We start from the raw sequence: 15,138 nt of genomic DNA, 5'->3' as shown, positions 1-15,138 counted from the left end.
CATGGACCTGAACTTCACCGCCGAAGAGCAGGCCTTCCGCCAGGAAGTCCGGCAGTGGGTGCGCGAGAACCTGCCGCCCGACATCAGCCACAAGGTGCACCACGCGCTGCGCCTGACGCGCGACGACATGCAGCGCTGGGCCAAGATCCTCGGCAAGAAGGGCTGGCTCGGCTGGGGCTGGCCGAAGGAGTTCGGCGGCCCGGGGTGGAACGCGGTGCAGCGCCACCTGTTCGAGGAGGAATGCGCGCTCGCAGGGGCGCCGCGCGTCGTGCCGTTCGGGCCGGTGATGGTCGCGCCGGTCATCATGGCGTTCGGCACTCCCGAGCAGCAGAAGCGCTTCCTGCCCGGCATCGCCAGCGGCGAGGTCTGGTGGAGCCAGGGCTACAGCGAGCCGGGCGCGGGCAGCGACCTCGCGAGCCTGAAGACGCGCGCCGAGCGGCGCGGCGACAAGTACATCGTCAACGGCCAGAAGACGTGGACCACGCTCGGCCAGTACGGCGAGTGGATCTTCTGCCTCGTGCGCACGTCGACCGAGGGCAAGCCGCAGACGGGCATCAGCTTCCTGCTGATCGACATGAAGAGCCCGGGCATCACGGTCAAGCCGATCGTGCTGCTCGACGGCGAGCCCGAGGTCAACGAGGTGTTCTTCGACAACGTCGAGGTCCCGGTCGAGAACCTCGTCGGCGAGGAGAACAAGGGCTGGACCTACGCCAAGTACCTGCTCGCGCACGAGCGCACCAACATCGCCGACGTCAACCGTGCCAAGCGCGAACTCGAGCGCCTCAAGCGCATCGCGAAGGCCGAGGGGCTGTGGGACGACGTGCGCTTTCGCGACCAGGTCGCGCTGCTCGAAGTCGACATCGTCGCCCTCGAGATGCTGGTGCTGCGCGTGCTCAGCGCCGAGAAGAGCGGCAAGCAGAGCCTGGACATCGCCGGGCTGCTGAAGATCCGCGGCAGCGAGATCCAGCAGCGCTACACCGAGCTGATGATGCTCGCTGGCGGGCCGTACGCGGTGCCCTTCATCCGCGAGGCGATGGACGCCGGCTGGCAGGGCGACCACGCGCTCGGCGGCCTGTGGCCGGGCGGTGCGGCGCACTGCGCGCCATTGACGGCGATGTACTTCAACTACCGCAAGACGACGATCTACGGCGGCAGCAACGAGGTGCAGCGCAACATCGTCGCCCAGACCGTGCTCGGGAGCTGACCATGGACTTCGACTTCACCGACGAGCAGAACTCGCTGCGCGACGCGGTCGCGCGCTGGGTGCAGCGCGACTTCACGTTCGAGCGCCGCCACGCGCTGGCCAAGGCCGGCGGCTTCGCGCGCGACGTCTGGGCCGAGCTCGCCGGGCTCGGCCTGACGGGTCTCGCGGTCGACGAGGGCCACGGCGGCATGGGCTTCGGCCCGGTCGAAGCGATGGTCGTGATGGAGGAGCTCGGCCGCGGCCTCGTGCATGCACCGTACGCACAGGGCGCGCTGATGGCGCCGGCGCTGCTCGCGCACGCGCACGCCGACGTGAAGGCCCAGTGGCTGCCCAGGATCGCCGACGGCTCGGCGCTCGTCGTGCTCGCGCACCAGGAGCGCGGCGCGCGCTACCGGCTCGACCAGATCGGCACGCGCGCCGTCGCGGTCGGCGGCGGGTGGACGGTGTCGGGCACCAAGAGCGTCGTGCCCGCCGGCGACGAGGCCGACGCCTTCGTCGTGCCGGCGCACAGCGCCAGCGGCATCCACCTGTTCCTCGTGCCGAAGGACGCGCCGGGCGTGACGCTGCGCGGCTACCCGACGCAAGACGGCGCACGCGCCGCCGAGCTGACGCTGGCCGACACGCCGGCCGCGCTCGTGGCACACGACGGCGCCGCGATGCTCGAGCGCGCGGTCGACGTCGGCATCGCGGCGGCGTGCGCCGAAGGCGTCGGGCTGATGGACCGGCTGGTGGCCGTCACCGTCGAGTACATGAACACGCGCAGGCAGTTCGGCGTGCCGATCGCGAGCTTCCAGGCGCTGCGCCACCGCATCGCCGACGTCAAGATGCAGCTCGAGCTCGCGCGCTCGATGAGTTACTACGCGACGCTCAAGCTCGGCGAGGAGCCCCCCGCGCGCCGCCGCGCGCTGTCGCAGGCCAAGGTGCAGCTCGGGCAGAGCATGCGCTTCGTCGGCCAGCAGTGCATCCAGCTGCACGGCGGCATCGGCGTGACCGACGAGTACGTCGCGAGCCACTACTTCAAGCGGCTGACGGTGCTCGAGATGACGTTCGGCGACACGCTGCACCACCTCGGCGAGGTCAGTGCGCGCATGACCGACACCGCCGGCGTCTTCGCCTGAGCGCCGCGGCCCCCGGGCCGACCCCCGGTGTGCGGCGCTGCGCGGCGCCGCACAATCGGTGCCCAGGCCGTGGCCTCGCGCGAGGCCGCCGCGCATCCCGATGACGTCGTCCGACCCCGCCCACGAACGCGTGCCGATCGACCAGCTGCGCGACCTGATCCAGCTCGGCGCGGTGCTGCCGTTTCGCCTGCTCGACGCCCAGGGGCGCCTGCTGCTCGGCGAGGGCCAGGTGGTGGCGACCGAGCGCCAGTTCGAGCAGCTGCACGAGCGCGGCGCGTGGGCCGAGCGTGAGCGCGTCGAGGCCGTGCGCGCGGCAAACGCGGCGCCGGCAGCCGCGCCGCCGACGCTGTTCCACCGCTGGGAGCGGCTGGTGTGGGACCTCGACGCGACGCTGCAGCGGCTGGCCGGCCAGCTGGCGGCGCCGCACGACGTCGTCGACCTGTGGCGCCGCGCGCAGGCGCTGCTCGACCGCGACCCCGACGTCGCGCTGTTCATGGCGGTGCGCCAGGACGACCGCCGCTTCGCGCTGTACGCACTGACGCACTCGCTGCACACGGCGTCGCTCGCGGCGCTGGCCGCGCGGCAGCTTGGCTGGGACGACGCGCGCGTGCAGTCGCTCGCGTGTGCGGCGCTGACGATGAACGTGGCCATCGTGCGCCTGCAGGCGCAGCTGGCCGAGCAGCGCGACCCGCCCAACCTGCGCCAGCGCGAGGCGATCGAGCGGCACCCGCTGGCCGGCGCCCAGCTGCTGCGCACGATCGGCGTGGCCGACGACGAGTGGCTCGCCGCCGTCGAGCAGCACCACGAGGAGCTCGGCGGCGGCGGATACCCGCGCAAGGTCGCGGCGCCGTGCGAGGCCGCGCAGCTGCTGCGGCTGGCCGACATGCTGATGGCCAAGCTCACGCCGCGCGCGCACCGGCCAGCGATGGCGCCGAGGCTGGCCACGCGCGACGTCTTCCTCGCCGACCCCGACAAGCGGCTGTCGACCGCGATCGTGCGCGTGCTCGGTGTCTACCCGCCGGGCAGCGTCGTGCAGCTCAAGACCGGCGAGACCGGCGTCGTGACGCGCCGCGCCAGCGGCGGCCAGGGGCCGTGGGTGCGCGTGCTGGCCGGCGGCAGCGTCGGCCGCACTGTCGACACCTCGGCAGCGGCCGACGCGATCGTGCAGGGGGTGCCGATGCCCGCCGGCGTCGCGCGCGTGTACCCGGAGCAGGTCTACGGCCTGATCCTCGTCGAGTGAACGCCATGCGCGACGCGATCACCGACGTCGCCGGCATCCGGGTCGGCCACTTCACGCACCCGCAGCGCCCCACCGGCTGCACCGTCGTGCTGTGCGAGGCCGGCGCGACCTGCGGGGTCGACGTGCGCGGCGCCGCGCCCGGCACGCGCGAGACCGACCTGCTGCGCCCCGAGAACCTCGTCGAGCAGGTGCACGCCGTGCTGCTGGCCGGCGGCAGCGCGTACGGTCTGGACGCCGCCAGCGGCGTGATGCGCTGGCTCGACGAGCGCGGCCACGGCTTCGTGCTCGGCACGGCGCGGGTGCCGATCGTGCCGGCGGCGGTGCTGTTCGACCTGTGGATCGGCGACGCGCGCATCCGCCCCGACGCGCAGGCCGGCTACGACGCGTGCCAGGCGGCCAGCACGCAGCCGCCGGCGCAGGGCAACGTCGGCGCGGGCGCCGGCGCCAGCGTCGGCAAGCTCTGGGGCATGGCGCGTGCGATGAAGGGCGGCATCGGCACGGCATCGGTCGCGGCCGGCGGCTTCACGGTCGGCGCGCTGGTGGCGGTCAACGCGATCGGCGACGTCGTCGACCCCGCCACCGGCGAGCCGGTGGCCGGCGCGCGCACCGCCGACGGCCGCCACCTGCTGCGCAGTGCCGACGCGCTGCGCCGCGGCGACTGGCCCGCGCCACCGCAGCCGGGGCTCGCGACGACGATCGGCGTCGTCGCCACCGACGCGGTGCTGACGAAGGCGCAGGCGCAGCGGCTGGCGACGATGGCGCACGACGGGCTGGCGCGCTGCATCCAGCCGTGCCACACGACGACCGACGGCGACACGCTGTTCGCGCTGGCCACCGGCGCCGCGGGCCGCAGCGCGCCGGTCGCGCTGCTCGGCGCGCTGGCCGCCGACGCCGTCGCGCAGGCCGTGCTCAACGCGGTGCGCCACGCCGTCGGGCTGCCGGGGCTGCCGGCCGAGCGCGACCTCGGCGGGCCGCTGTAGCGGCACCCGAAACGACGAAGGGCCCCGCAGGGCCCTTCACACGCAGGCGACCTGCGCTCAGTTCGTCTGCGACAGCTGCTCGAGGATCGCGGGGTTCTCGAGCGTCGAGGTGTCCTGCGTGATCGCCTCGCCGCGCGCGATGCTGCGCAGCAGCCGGCGCATGATCTTGCCCGAGCGGGTCTTCGGCAGGTTGTCGCCGAAGCGGATGTCCTTCGGCTTGGCGATCGGGCCGATCTCCTTGGCCACCCAGTTGCGCAGCTCGTTGGCGATCTTCTTCGCTTCCTCGCCGGTCGGGCGCGGGCGCTTGAGCACGACGAAGGCGCAGATCGCTTCGCCGGTGGTCTCGTCGGGGCGGCCGACGACGGCCGCTTCGGCGACCAGATCGGTGCAGCTGACCAGCGCCGACTCGATCTCCATCGTGCCCATGCGGTGGCCGGACACGTTCAGCACGTCGTCGATGCGGCCGGTGATCGTGAAGTAGCCGGTGTCCTTGTCGCGGATCGCGCCGTCGCCGGCCAGGTAGTACTGGCCCTTGAAGTCGTCGGGGTAGTAGCTCTTCTTGAAGCGCTCGGGGTCGCCCCAGATCGTGCGGATCATGCTCGGCCACGGCTTGCGGATCACGAGGATGCCGCCCTGCCCGTTGGGCACCTCCTTGCCGGTCTCGTCGACCACCGCGGCGTCGATGCCCGGGAACGGCAGCGTGCACGAGCCCGGCACCAGCGGCGTGGCGCCCGGCAGCGGCGTGATCATGTGGCCGCCGGTCTCGGTCTGCCAGAACGTGTCGACGATCGGGCAGCGCCCGCCGCCGACGTTGGCGTGGTACCACTCCCACGCCGCCGGGTTGATCGGCTCGCCGACCGAGCCGAGGATGCGCAGGCTCGACAGGTCGTAGCGCTTCGGGTGCACGGCCTCGTTGGCCTCGGCGGCCTTGATCAGCGAGCGGATCGCCGTGGGCGCGGTGTAGAAGATCGTGACCTTGTGGTCCTGGATCATCTTCCAGAAGCGGCCGGCGTCCGGGTACGTCGGCACGCCTTCGAAGACGATCTCGGTGCCGCCGAGCGCCAGCGGCCCGTAGGTGATGTAGGTGTGGCCGGTCACCCAGCCGATGTCGGCGGTGCACCAGAAGATGTCGTGGGGCTTGAGGTCGAAGGTCCACTTCGTCGTCAGCGCCGCGTGCACGAGGTAGCCGCCGGTCGAGTGCTGCACGCCCTTGGGCTTGCCGGTCGACCCCGACGTGTAGAGCAGGAACAACGGGTGCTCGGCCTCGACCCACTCGGGCTCGCACTGGTCGCTCGCGTTGGCCAGCTCGTCGTGCAGCCACAGGTCGCGGCCGTCCTTCCACGCGATCGCGCCGCCGGTGCGCCTGTAGACGATCACGTGGCGGATCGTCTCGCAGCCGCCCATGCCCAGCGCCTCGTCGACGATGGCCTTCAGCGGCAGCGCCTTGCCGCCGCGCTTCTGCTCGTCGGCGGTGATCACCATCACCGCGCCGGCGTCCTGGATGCGGTCGCGCAGGCTCTGCGCCGAGAAGCCGCCGAAGACGACCGAGTGCGTCGCGCCGATGCGCGCGCAGGCCTGCATCGCGGCCACACCCTCGACCGACATCGGCATGTAGATCACGACGCGGTCGCCCTTCTTGACACCGCGCGCCTTCAGCGCGTTGGCGAAGCGGCTGACCAGCGCGAGCAGCTCGCGGTACGTGACCTTCGTGACCTCGCCGCCGTCGGCCTCGAAGATGATCGCGACCTTGTCGCCGAGGCCGCGCTCGACGTTGCGGTCGAGGCAGTTGTACGACGCGTTGAGCGTGCCGTCGGCGAACCACTTGAAGAACGGGCGGTTGCTCTCGTCGAGCACCTGCGTGAACGGCTTCTTCCAGCTGATCAGTTCACGGGCCAGACCCGCCCAGTAGCCCTCGTAGTCGGCCTCAGCCTGCTGGACCAGCTTTCGGTAGCCGTCCATGCCGCTGACATAGGCGGCCTTCACGAGGTCCGCAGGCGGTTCGTAGAGCTTGGTGGTGCTGTCGCTCATCGTTGTCTCCCGGGTTGCCGAATCCGTGTCCGAATGCGTGTCGCGTTGGCGACGACTGGCGCGAAATGTCACCGCCAGCGCTGACGAAGTCCTTACTCTAAGGCCCGCCGCGGGGCCTGCGCATCGGGGAAGGACCGCGGCGCGCCAGCCGGTTCCCCCGGCTGCCGCGGCCGCGGCGCCGCGCCGGCACAATCGCGCCGCGTCACCGCCCCTGCATCCCCCTACCACCCTGCCTGCCGTGGACACCGCCGCCCCGCCCCCGCTGCGCCACCGCGTCGCCGCGTTCCTCGACCGCCGCGCGGTGCAGCACACGATCCTCGCGCTGATCATCGCGAATGCCGTCGTGCTCGGCCTGGAGACCTCGGCGACGGTGACGGTGGCCTGGGGCGACGTGCTGTCGGCGCTCGACCGCGCGATGCTCGCCGTCTTCGTCGCCGAGATCGCCGCGCGCGTGTATGCGCACCGGGCGGCCTTCTTCCGCGACCCGTGGAGCGTGTTCGACTTCGCCGTCGTCGCGATCGCGCTGGTGCCGGCCAGCGGCCCGTTCGCGGTGCTGCGCGCGCTGCGCGTGCTGCGCGTGCTGCGTGTGCTGACGATCGTGCCGTCGATGCGCCGCGTCGTCGGCGGGCTGCTGGCGGCCATCCCCGGACTCGGCTCGATCGCCGCGGTGCTCGGGCTGATCTTCTACGTGTTCGGTGTCATCGCGACCAAGCTCTTCGGCGCGTCGTTCCCCGACTGGTTCGGCACGCTCGGGCGCTCGCTGTACACGCTGTTCCAGGTGATGACGCTCGAGAGCTGGTCGATGGGCATCTCGCGCCCGGTGATGGAGACCTACCCGTACGCGTGGCTGTTCTTCATCCCGTTCATCCTGGTGGCGACGTTCACGATGCTGAACCTGTTCATCGGCATCATCGTCAGCGCGATGCAGAACTTCACCGAGGACGAGAAGGCGACGACCGTCGCGGCGGTCGACCGGGCACGCGAGCACATCGAGGCCGACCTGCATGCCGAAGTGCGTGCGCTGCGCGCCGAGATCGCGGAACTCCGGACCCTACTGCAGGATCAAGCGACGTCGGGTTCGGGGAGGTCCGGTTGATCCACATCCTGATGTTCGTCGGTGGCCTGGTCGCGCTCGTCGCGGGCGCGCAGGCGCTCGTGCACGGCGCGTCCCGGCTCGCGCTCGCGCTCGGCATCTCGCCGCTCGTCGTCGGGCTGACGATCGTCGCGTTCGGCACCAGCGCGCCCGAGATGGCCGTCTCGGTCGGCGCCGTGCTCGGCGGCACGACGGACCTCGCGCTCGGCAACGCGGTGGGCAGCAACACGTTCAACGTGCTGTTCATCCTCGGGCTGGCGGCGCTGATCACGCCGCTGGCGGTGCACGTGCAGGTGATCCGCCAGGAGGCGCCGATCATGATCGGCGGTGCGGTGCTGCTGCTCGTGCTCGCGCTCGACGGCACCCTCGGTCTGTTCGACAGCGCCTTGCTGTTCGCGCTGCTGATGGCCTACACCGTGTTCCTGATCCGCCAGTCGCGCGCCGAGGGCGCGACGCGCACCGACGACTACGCCGCCGAGCTGAAGCCGGCCGCCGCCGGCTGGGACGCCCGGCCATCGGTGCAGGTGGCGCTGGTCGTCGTCGGGCTGGCGCTGCTGGTCGGCGGCTCGCAGGCGCTCGTCTCGGCCGCCGTCGTGTTCGCCAAGGCGCTGGGCGTCAGCGACACCGTCGTCGGGCTGACGATCGTCGCCGCCGGCACCTCGCTGCCCGAGGTCGCCGCGTCGACGCTGGCGGCGATCAAGGGCGAACGCGACATCGCGGTGGGCAACGTCGTCGGCAGCTGCGTGTTCAACATCTTCGGCGTCATCGGGCTGGCCGGGCTGGCGGCCGGGTTTGCCGGCTTCGGCGGCCTCGCCGTGCCCGACGCGGTGCGCCACTTCGACCTGTGGGTCATGCTCGCGGCGCTCGTCGCGTGCCTGCCGGTGTTCCTGTCGGGGCGCGAGATCGCGCGCTGGGAGGGCGCGCTGTTCCTCGGCTACTACGCCGCCTACACCGCCTACCTCGTGCTCGCGGCGCAGCACCACGCGGCGCTGGGCGCGTTCTCGAACGTGATGCTCGGCTTCGCGATCCCGCTGACGATCGTCACGCTGGTGGTCGCGATGTTCCGCCCGGCGAAGGCCGCCTGAGCGATGGCCGGCACCGCGACCCTCGCCCTGCCCGGTACCGCGATGAGCGTGCCGGCGCGGCTCGCCTTCGCGCTCGTGCCGGCGTCGGCGCTCGCGCTGCTGCTGTGGCTGCTCGCCACGTTCGACCTGCCGATCGTGTGGCAGGCGGCGTGGGTGCCGGCACTGGGCATCGCCTTCGCGCTGCACGTCGACGGGCTGGCGGTGCTGATGCTGCTGATGATCACCGGCGTCGGCACCGCGGTGTTCGTCTACGCCGGCGGCTACCTCGCCGGCCACCCGCAGCAGCGGCGGCTGTACGTGCTGCTGACGCTGTTCATGGTCGCGATGATCGGCTGCGTCACGGCCGACCACCTGATCGTGCTGTTCCTGTTCTGGGAAGCCACCAGCCTGATCTCGTTCCTGCTCGTCGGCTTCGACCACGAGAAGCCCGACAGCCGCAAGTCGGCGCAGCAGGCGCTGATGGTCACCGGCACCGGCGGGCTCGCGCTGCTGGCCGGCTTCATCGTGCTCGCGCAGGCCGCGGGCACGGCGTCGATCCGCGAGATCGTCGCGTGGCTGCCCACGGCGCAGGCGACGCCGGCGCTGACCGCCGCGCTGCTGCTGATCCTGGTCGGCGCGTTCACGAAGAGCGCGCAGTTCCCGTTCCACTTCTGGCTGCCCAACGCGATGTCGGCGCCGACGCCGGTGTCGGCCTACCTGCACTCGGCGACGATGGTCAAGCTGGGCGTGTACCTGCTCGCGCGTCTGGACCCCGGCTTCGGCGACTGGGACCTGTGGGAACTGCTGCTCAAGGCCGCCGGCTCGATCACCGCGGCGTGGGGCATGGTGCTCGCGCTGCGCGAGCGCGACTTGAAGCGCATCCTCGCGTGGTCGACGGTCGCCACGCTCGGCACGCTCGTCATGCTGGTCGGCCTGAAGGGCGACGGCGCGACGGTCGCGGTGGGCGCGCTGCTGCTGGCGCATGCGCTGTACAAGGCGCCGCTGTTCTTCGTCGCCGGCAACGTCGACCACGGCACCGGCACGCGCGTGATCGACCGCCTGGGCAACCTGCGCCACGCGATGCCGTTCACCGCCGCCGCCGCGCTGCTGGCCGGTGCGTCGATGGCCGGCATGCCACTGTCGTTCGGCTACGTCGCGAAGGACATCATCCTCGAGGCCAAGAGCGCCGGCGACGTGTTCGCGTTCGCAAAGGCCGCCAACACCGTGTTCGGCGCGATCGCGGTCGCAGTGGCCGGCGTCGCGGCGATCCGCGTGTTCTGGCGCCACCCCGGCACCAACGAGACGCCCGACGCGCACGAGGGCGGCCCGGCGCTCGTGATCCCGCCGCTGGCGCTGGCGCTGGTGGGCATCGTGCTGGGGATCTTCCCGTTCGTCGTGCAGGACCTGATCGCGCAGGCGTCGCTGTCGATGACGCCGTCGACCGAGGCGCTGGCCGTGAGCCTGTCGCTGCAGATCGGTCCGGCTCTAACGTCACTGGCGGTGACGCTGGCGATCGGCGCCGCCGTCTACGCGTTCTGGGACCCGCTGCACCGCCTGTTCGAGGCTGCGGCGCAGCGCATCGGCCGCATCGGCATGGCCTCGCTGTACGAGCGCTCGCTGCTGTGGATCCCGCGCGTGGCCGCGGCCGCCACGCGCGCACTGCAGGACGGGCGCCTGCCCACCTACACGGGCCTCGTCGTCGCCAGCGTCACGCTGGCGATGGCGGCGGCGCTGGTGGCCGGCGCGGGCGCGCTCGCGTGGCCCGCGTTCGAGGCGCCGAGCCTCGGCGTCGGCGCCGCGGTCGTGCTGATCGTGCTCGGCGCGCTGTTCGCCGCCGTGCTGCGCGACCGGCTCACGCTGCTGCTGGCCACCGGGCTCGTGGGCTACGGCAGCGCGGTGCTGTTCCTCTACACCGGCGCGCCCGACGTCGCGTTCACGCAGTTCACCGTCGAAACCGTGTTCGTGATCGTCGTCGCGGCGGTGCTGCTCAAGCTGAAAAGGCTCGGCCGCGCGGCGAGCCTGGCCGAACCGCGCGTGCGACCGCTGGCGCTGGCGGTGGCCGCCGGTTTCGCGAGCGTCGTCACCGCGCTGCTGCTGGTGGCCGCCGCCGGCCCGTTCGACGCGACGCTGTCGCGCTTCTTCGCCCAGGCCAGCGTGCCCGAGGCCTTCGGGCGCAACGTCGTCAACGTGATCCTCGTCGACTTCCGCGCGCTCGACACGCTGGGCGAAATCACCGTCGTGATGCTGTCGCTGCTGGCCGCGCTGCCGCTGCTGCAGGCGCTGCGCCGGCGCACGCAGGGAGACACGCCGTGAACCGCCGGCTCGTGATCCTCGAGGCCGCCGCCGGGCCGCTGTACGGGCTGATCCTGGCTGCGTCGGTGTGGGTGCTGCTGCGCGGCCACAACGAGCCCGGTGGCGGCTTCATCGGCGGGCTGGTCGCCGCCAGCGCGTCGATCCTGTGGGCCGTGGCGCACGGCAGCGAGGCCGCGGCGAAGCGGCTGCCCTCGGGCTCGCCGGTGACGCTGGCGGCGGTCGGCGTCGGGCTGGCCGCGCTGTCGGGGCTGCCGGCGCTCGTCGTCGGCGACGCCTTCCTGACCCACTGGTGGGGCACGCTGCCGCTGGTGGGCGTCAAGGTGTCGACGGTGCTGGTGTTCGACCTCGGCGTGTACCTGTGCGTGTGGGGTGCGCTCGCCGGCTACGCGCTGGCGCTGCTGGCGATCGACGACGACGAACTGGCGGCGGACGAGCCGGAGGCGCCGCGATGATCTGGGCCTTCGCGCTCGTCGTGTGGGTCACCGTGACGGCGGGCCTGTACCTCGCGATGTCGCGCGACGTGCTGCGCGTCGTGCTCGGGCTGGCGGTGCTGGGCAGCGGCGTCAACCTGCTGCTGTTCGCGTCGGGCCGCGTCGGCTCGGCGCTGCCGGCCGTCGTGCCGCTGGGCGGCGAGGTGCTGTCCCTTGAGGCCGCCAACCCGCTGCCGCAGGCGCTGGTGCTCACCGCGATCGTGATCGGCTTCGCGCTGGTGTGCTTCAGCCTCGTGCTGGTGCTGCGCCTGATCCGCGACGCCGGCACCGACGACGCGCTCGAACTGCGCCACGCCGAGCCGCACCCGACCGACCCGGTCAAGCCGCCGCTGCCGGCGCCGGGCACCGAGCCCGAGGTCGAGCCCGCCACGGCCGAGGCGATGGGGGCGGACCGGCCATGAGCGCACTCGTGGTGACCCCGGTGCTGGTGCCACTCGCGACCGTCGTCGCGACGACGCTCGCGAGCCGCCGGCCCGCCGCGCAGCAGGCGCTGAGCTTCACCGGCGTCGTGGTGTTCCTCGCCTGCGCGATCGCGCTCGTCGCGCTGGCCGGCGCCGACCGCCCGGCCGACGCCGCGTTCGGCGGCTGGGCCGCGCCGTACGGCATCCAGTTCCACGTCGACCGCACCGGTGCCGCGCTGGTGCTGATCACCGCGCTGATGGGCGCGGCGTCGCTGCTGTTCCTGGCCAGCGACGCCGACACGCAGCCGCGCCACCCGCTGCTGCTGCCGTTGGTGCACGGCGTGCTGGCCGGGGTCGGCGGCGCGTTCGCGACGGCGGATCTGTTCAACCTCTACGTGTGGTTCGAGGTGATGCTGATCTGCGCGCTGGGCCTGTTCGCGATCGGCGCGCGGCTCGACCAGCTCGACGCCACCTTCAAGTACCTGGCGCTGAACCTGTTCGGCACGATGCTGCTGCTCGCCGCGGTGGGCGCCGTGTATGCCGCCACCGGGCACCTGAACTACGGCGCGCTCGCGCAGGCCGCCGACACGCTGACGCCGGCACTGGCCACCGCGGTGCTGGCGACGCTGACGCTGGCCTTCCTCGTCAAGGCCGGCGCGTTCCCGCTCTTTGCGTGGCTGCCGGCGAGCTACCACACGCTGCCGGCGCCGGTGCTGGCGCTGTTCGCCGGGCTGCTGACCAAGGTCGGCGTCTACGCGGTGCTGCGCACGCTGGGCGACGTGTTCGCGCCGGCGCCGGCGCTGCTGTACGAAGTGCTCGGCTGGATCGCCGCTGCGACGATGCTGTTCGGCGTGCTCGGCGCGGCCTACCACTGGGACATGCGGCGCATCCTGGCCTTCCACATCGTCAGCCAGATCGGCTACATCCTGCTCGGCATCGCGCTGGCCAGCGAGGCCGGCAACGCGGCGACGCTGTTCTACACGGTGCACCACATCGTCGTGAAGGCCAACCTGTTCCTGATCGCCGCCATCGTCTGGCGCCTGACAGGCAGCTACGACCTGCGCCGCGTCGGCGGCCTGTACGCGCTGCGCCCCGGGCTCGCGGTGCTGTTCCTGATCCCGGCGCTGTCGCTGGTGGGCATCCCGCCGCTGTCGGGCTTCTGGGCCAAGCTGCTCGTGCTGCAGGAGGCCATCGCACAGGGCCGCGTCGTGTGGACCGTCATCGCGCTGCTGGTCAGCGTGCTGACGCTGTACTCGATGATGAAGATCTGGATGGAGGCGTTCTGGAAGCCGCACCCCGACAAGACCTGGCGCGCGCCGCGCCACGTGCGCCTGGCGCCCGCGTGGGCTGCGACGGTGGGCCTGGCCGCCGTCACGGTGTCGATCAGCCTGAACCCGCAGCCGCTGGTGGCCTACGCGCAGGCCGCCGCGGCCACGCTGGGAGCACGCTGAGATGAAAAAGCCCATCGCCGCCCTCGTGCTGCTGCTGCGCTTCCTGCGCGCCGTCGTCGTCTCGGGCCTGCAGACGGTGCGCGTGATCCTGGCCAGCGGCCGGCCCGGCGGCACGCCGCCGCCGGTGGCGCTGCTGCGCGTGGGCTTCGCGCCGATGAGCGCGCAAGGCGCCGCGCTGCTGGGCTGCATGGTGTCGCTGACGCCGGGCACGACGACGATCGACATCGACATGGACCGGCGCGAGCTGCTGCTGCACGTGCTCGACGCGTCGGACACCGACGCGCTGGTGCAGGGCATCCGCCGCGAATTCGAGCCCGGGCTGGTGGCGCTGTTCGGCACGCCGGCGGCGGAGGCACGGCGATAATGGCGGTGGCCGTGGGCCTGCTCGTCGTGCTGGCGCTCGCCGCGTCGGTGCTGGCCACCGTGCGCATCGTCGCCGGGCCGACGAACGCCGACCGCGTCGTGGCGCTCGACATCTTCCTGGCCGCCGGCATCGCGCTGGCGATCGCCGCGTCGCTGGCCACCGGGCGCACCGTGTTCCTCGACGTCGCGATCGGGCTGGCGCTGGTCGGCTTCGTCGCGACGATCGGCTGGGCGCGCCTCGTCGAGCGCGCGCCGCGGCGCGACGCACCCACGACGCACGAGGAGGCCCCGCGATGAGCGTGCTCGCCGCCGTGCTGATCGCCGCTGGCGCGCTGCTGCTCGTGATCGCCGCCTGGGGCGTGATCACGCTGCCCGACGCGCTGGCGCGTCAGCACGCCGCCACCAAGGCCGGCACGCTGGCGCTGGCCCTGGTCTGCGCGGGCGCCGCCGCCGCCGTGCCGCAGGCCGACTGGGCCTGGCGCCTGGCGCTGATCGTCGGCTTCCTGCTCGCGACGCTGCCGGTGGCGTCGCACCTGCTCGCACGCGCAGCGGTGCGCGAGGCGGCGCTGGAAGAGCAGGTGGCGCGCGCACCGCGCGTGGGCGATGCAGCCGACGTCACGCGCGCCGCCGAGTGACGGTGCCCAGAACGAAACGGGAGGAATCGCGATGCGCTATGTCTACCTGGCGATCGTCGTGCTGGCGTTGGCTGCGCTCGTCACGTTCAAGCTGCAGAACCTTCAGTCGGTGACGATCACCTTCCTCACCGCCTCGCTGACGTTGCCCGCGTCGGTGCTCGTGGCCGTCGTCTACGTCCTCGGCATGCTCACCGGCGGTTCGCTGCTGGCGCTGCTGCGCGGCGCGGTCCGCAAGGCGTCGCAACAGGCGCCTGCGGATGCCGATGCAGCGCCCAAGCCCTAGGACGGTGCCCACCGTCTCGGCCGGCAAGACGCCCGCTGAATGACGGCCGCCGATCTGGCGGCGCCCGGGGGTGCCTTCGCGCGCAGGCAAGGCGGCACGTTGCGCGCCGTGGTGCTGGCGCGAGCTTTCAGGGATGCGGCTGCCCCGGCGGCACCGCCGCCTTCGACGGTGCGCGCAGGTGCAGCGCGGCCTTGGCCATCAGGTTGGCCGACACCGGCGCGGTGATGAACAGGAACAGCGTGATCAGCAGCTCGTGCAGGCCGTGGTTGCCCTGCGACCAGTTGGCCGCCATGCTCGCGATGAGCACGCCTCCCACGCCGAGCGTCGTTGCCTTGGTCGGCGCGTGCAGGCGCATGTAGAAGTCCGCAAAGCGCAGCATGCCGACGGCGCCGACGAGCGCGAAGACGCCGCCCACCACCAGCATCGCCGCGATCGCCACGGCCCAGGCCCAATGCAGTTGCTCGATCATCGCCG

General features: G+C 72.4%; 16 protein-coding genes. 14 read left to right on the top strand and 2 right to left on the bottom strand.

Annotation, left to right across the window (positions count from 1 at the left end; all coding sequences use genetic code 11):
• Position 1: 1 nt before the first annotated feature.
• From MOJ79_RS03985 to MOJ79_RS03970, 4 genes are all read left to right on the top strand, one after another.
• Entirely contained in the window at positions 2-1,204 is a 1,203-nt protein-coding gene (locus tag MOJ79_RS03985) for an acyl-CoA dehydrogenase family protein (protein WP_241922963.1), read from the top strand.
• Between the two features lie 2 nt (positions 1,205-1,206).
• A complete protein-coding gene (locus MOJ79_RS03980; protein WP_241922962.1) occupies positions 1,207-2,322 on the top strand; it encodes an acyl-CoA dehydrogenase family protein in 1,116 nt (371 codons plus the stop codon).
• Between the two features lie 100 nt (positions 2,323-2,422).
• A complete protein-coding gene (locus MOJ79_RS03975; RefSeq protein WP_241922961.1) occupies positions 2,423-3,562 on the top strand; it encodes an HD-GYP domain-containing protein in 1,140 nt (379 codons plus the stop codon).
• A 5-nt stretch (positions 3,563-3,567) separates the two neighbouring features.
• On the top strand, positions 3,568-4,542 hold the full coding sequence (locus tag MOJ79_RS03970; RefSeq protein WP_241922960.1) for a P1 family peptidase: 975 nt from the start codon (positions 3,568-3,570) through the stop codon (positions 4,540-4,542).
• 57 nt (positions 4,543-4,599) lie between these two features.
• Here the strand turns inward: MOJ79_RS03970 and acs are convergent, their stop codons facing one another.
• Complete coding sequence (acs, locus tag MOJ79_RS03965) at positions 4,600-6,570, bottom strand: acetate--CoA ligase (RefSeq protein WP_241922959.1); 1,971 nt, start codon at positions 6,568-6,570, stop codon at positions 4,600-4,602.
• Between the two features lie 238 nt (positions 6,571-6,808).
• On the opposite strand from acs, the gene MOJ79_RS03960 reads away from it, so the two are divergent.
• The 10 genes from MOJ79_RS03960 to MOJ79_RS03915 are packed head-to-tail and all read left to right on the top strand — an operon-like array spanning position 6,809 to position 14,664.
• The gene (locus tag MOJ79_RS03960; RefSeq protein ID WP_241922958.1) at positions 6,809-7,666 is read left to right on the top strand and encodes an ion transporter; all 858 of its coding nucleotides are present in this window, start codon (positions 6,809-6,811) and stop codon (positions 7,664-7,666) included.
• A complete protein-coding gene (locus MOJ79_RS03955; RefSeq protein ID WP_241922957.1) occupies positions 7,663-8,748 on the top strand; it encodes a calcium/sodium antiporter in 1,086 nt (361 codons plus the stop codon). Before MOJ79_RS03960 ends, MOJ79_RS03955 begins: the two co-directional genes overlap by 4 nt.
• 3 nt (positions 8,749-8,751) lie before the next feature.
• Positions 8,752-11,040, top strand: coding sequence for a hydrogen gas-evolving membrane-bound hydrogenase subunit E (gene mbhE, locus MOJ79_RS03950; RefSeq protein ID WP_241922956.1), 2,289 nt, complete (start codon positions 8,752-8,754; stop codon positions 11,038-11,040).
• Positions 11,037-11,492, top strand: coding sequence for an MnhB domain-containing protein (locus MOJ79_RS03945; RefSeq protein WP_241922955.1), 456 nt, complete (start codon positions 11,037-11,039; stop codon positions 11,490-11,492). The genes mbhE and MOJ79_RS03945 overlap by 4 nt, the downstream gene beginning before the upstream one ends.
• Positions 11,489-11,932 (top strand): NADH-quinone oxidoreductase subunit K, encoded by a 444-nt coding sequence (locus MOJ79_RS03940; protein WP_241922954.1) that lies wholly within the window; start codon positions 11,489-11,491, stop codon positions 11,930-11,932. The genes MOJ79_RS03945 and MOJ79_RS03940 overlap by 4 nt, the downstream gene beginning before the upstream one ends.
• A complete protein-coding gene (locus MOJ79_RS03935; RefSeq protein ID WP_241922953.1) occupies positions 11,929-13,383 on the top strand; it encodes a complex I subunit 5 family protein in 1,455 nt (484 codons plus the stop codon). Before MOJ79_RS03940 ends, MOJ79_RS03935 begins: the two co-directional genes overlap by 4 nt.
• Before the next feature lies 1 nt (position 13,384).
• The gene (locus MOJ79_RS03930; protein WP_241922952.1) at positions 13,385-13,747 is read left to right on the top strand and encodes a Na+/H+ antiporter subunit E; all 363 of its coding nucleotides are present in this window, start codon (positions 13,385-13,387) and stop codon (positions 13,745-13,747) included.
• Positions 13,747-14,043, top strand: a complete 297-nt coding sequence (locus tag MOJ79_RS03925) for a monovalent cation/H+ antiporter complex subunit F (RefSeq protein ID WP_241922951.1) — start codon at positions 13,747-13,749, stop codon at positions 14,041-14,043. The genes MOJ79_RS03930 and MOJ79_RS03925 overlap by 1 nt, the downstream gene beginning before the upstream one ends.
• The gene (locus tag MOJ79_RS03920; RefSeq protein ID WP_241922950.1) at positions 14,040-14,381 is read left to right on the top strand and encodes a cation:proton antiporter; all 342 of its coding nucleotides are present in this window, start codon (positions 14,040-14,042) and stop codon (positions 14,379-14,381) included. The genes MOJ79_RS03925 and MOJ79_RS03920 overlap by 4 nt, the downstream gene beginning before the upstream one ends.
• Before the next feature lie 31 nt (positions 14,382-14,412).
• Positions 14,413-14,664 (top strand): DUF1049 domain-containing protein, encoded by a 252-nt coding sequence (locus tag MOJ79_RS03915; RefSeq protein WP_241922949.1) that lies wholly within the window; start codon positions 14,413-14,415, stop codon positions 14,662-14,664.
• Positions 14,665-14,791: 127 nt separating this feature from the next.
• Here MOJ79_RS03915 and MOJ79_RS03910 read toward each other — a convergent pair whose 3' ends face one another.
• Positions 14,792-15,133: a Na+/H+ antiporter subunit G gene (locus tag MOJ79_RS03910; protein ID WP_241922948.1), complete on the bottom strand. Its 342-nt coding sequence runs from the start codon at positions 15,131-15,133 to the stop codon at positions 14,792-14,794.
• Positions 15,134-15,138 lie beyond the last annotated feature (5 nt).

The organism is Calidifontimicrobium sp. SYSU G02091 (assembly GCF_022631395.1).
Taxonomy (GTDB): Bacteria; Pseudomonadota; Gammaproteobacteria; order Burkholderiales; family Burkholderiaceae_C; genus Calidifontimicrobium; species Calidifontimicrobium sediminis.
This window is presented reverse-complemented; position numbering and strand designations above follow the sequence as displayed.

Excerpts from the sequence above, each read along its gene's own strand:
- MOJ79_RS03985 (WP_241922963.1), top strand. The coding sequence starts at position 2 with ATGGACCTGAACTTCACCGCCGAAGAGCAGGCCTTCCGCCAGGAAGTC.
- MOJ79_RS03980 (WP_241922962.1), top strand. The coding sequence starts at position 1,207 with ATGGACTTCGACTTCACCGACGAGCAGAACTCGCTGCGCGACGCGGTC.
- MOJ79_RS03975 (WP_241922961.1), top strand. The coding sequence starts at position 2,423 with ATGACGTCGTCCGACCCCGCCCACGAACGCGTGCCGATCGACCAGCTG.
- MOJ79_RS03970 (WP_241922960.1), top strand. The coding sequence starts at position 3,568 with ATGCGCGACGCGATCACCGACGTCGCCGGCATCCGGGTCGGCCACTTC.
- acs (WP_241922959.1), bottom strand. The coding sequence starts at position 6,570 with ATGAGCGACAGCACCACCAAGCTCTACGAACCGCCTGCGGACCTCGTG.
- mbhE (WP_241922956.1), top strand. The coding sequence starts at position 8,752 with ATGGCCGGCACCGCGACCCTCGCCCTGCCCGGTACCGCGATGAGCGTG.
- MOJ79_RS03940 (WP_241922954.1), top strand. The coding sequence starts at position 11,489 with ATGATCTGGGCCTTCGCGCTCGTCGTGTGGGTCACCGTGACGGCGGGC.
- MOJ79_RS03935 (WP_241922953.1), top strand. The coding sequence starts at position 11,929 with ATGAGCGCACTCGTGGTGACCCCGGTGCTGGTGCCACTCGCGACCGTC.
- MOJ79_RS03930 (WP_241922952.1), top strand. The coding sequence starts at position 13,385 with ATGAAAAAGCCCATCGCCGCCCTCGTGCTGCTGCTGCGCTTCCTGCGC.
- MOJ79_RS03925 (WP_241922951.1), top strand. The coding sequence starts at position 13,747 with ATGGCGGTGGCCGTGGGCCTGCTCGTCGTGCTGGCGCTCGCCGCGTCG.
- MOJ79_RS03920 (WP_241922950.1), top strand. The coding sequence starts at position 14,040 with ATGAGCGTGCTCGCCGCCGTGCTGATCGCCGCTGGCGCGCTGCTGCTC.
- MOJ79_RS03915 (WP_241922949.1), top strand. The coding sequence starts at position 14,413 with ATGCGCTATGTCTACCTGGCGATCGTCGTGCTGGCGTTGGCTGCGCTC.
- MOJ79_RS03910 (WP_241922948.1), bottom strand. The coding sequence starts at position 15,133 with ATGATCGAGCAACTGCATTGGGCCTGGGCCGTGGCGATCGCGGCGATG.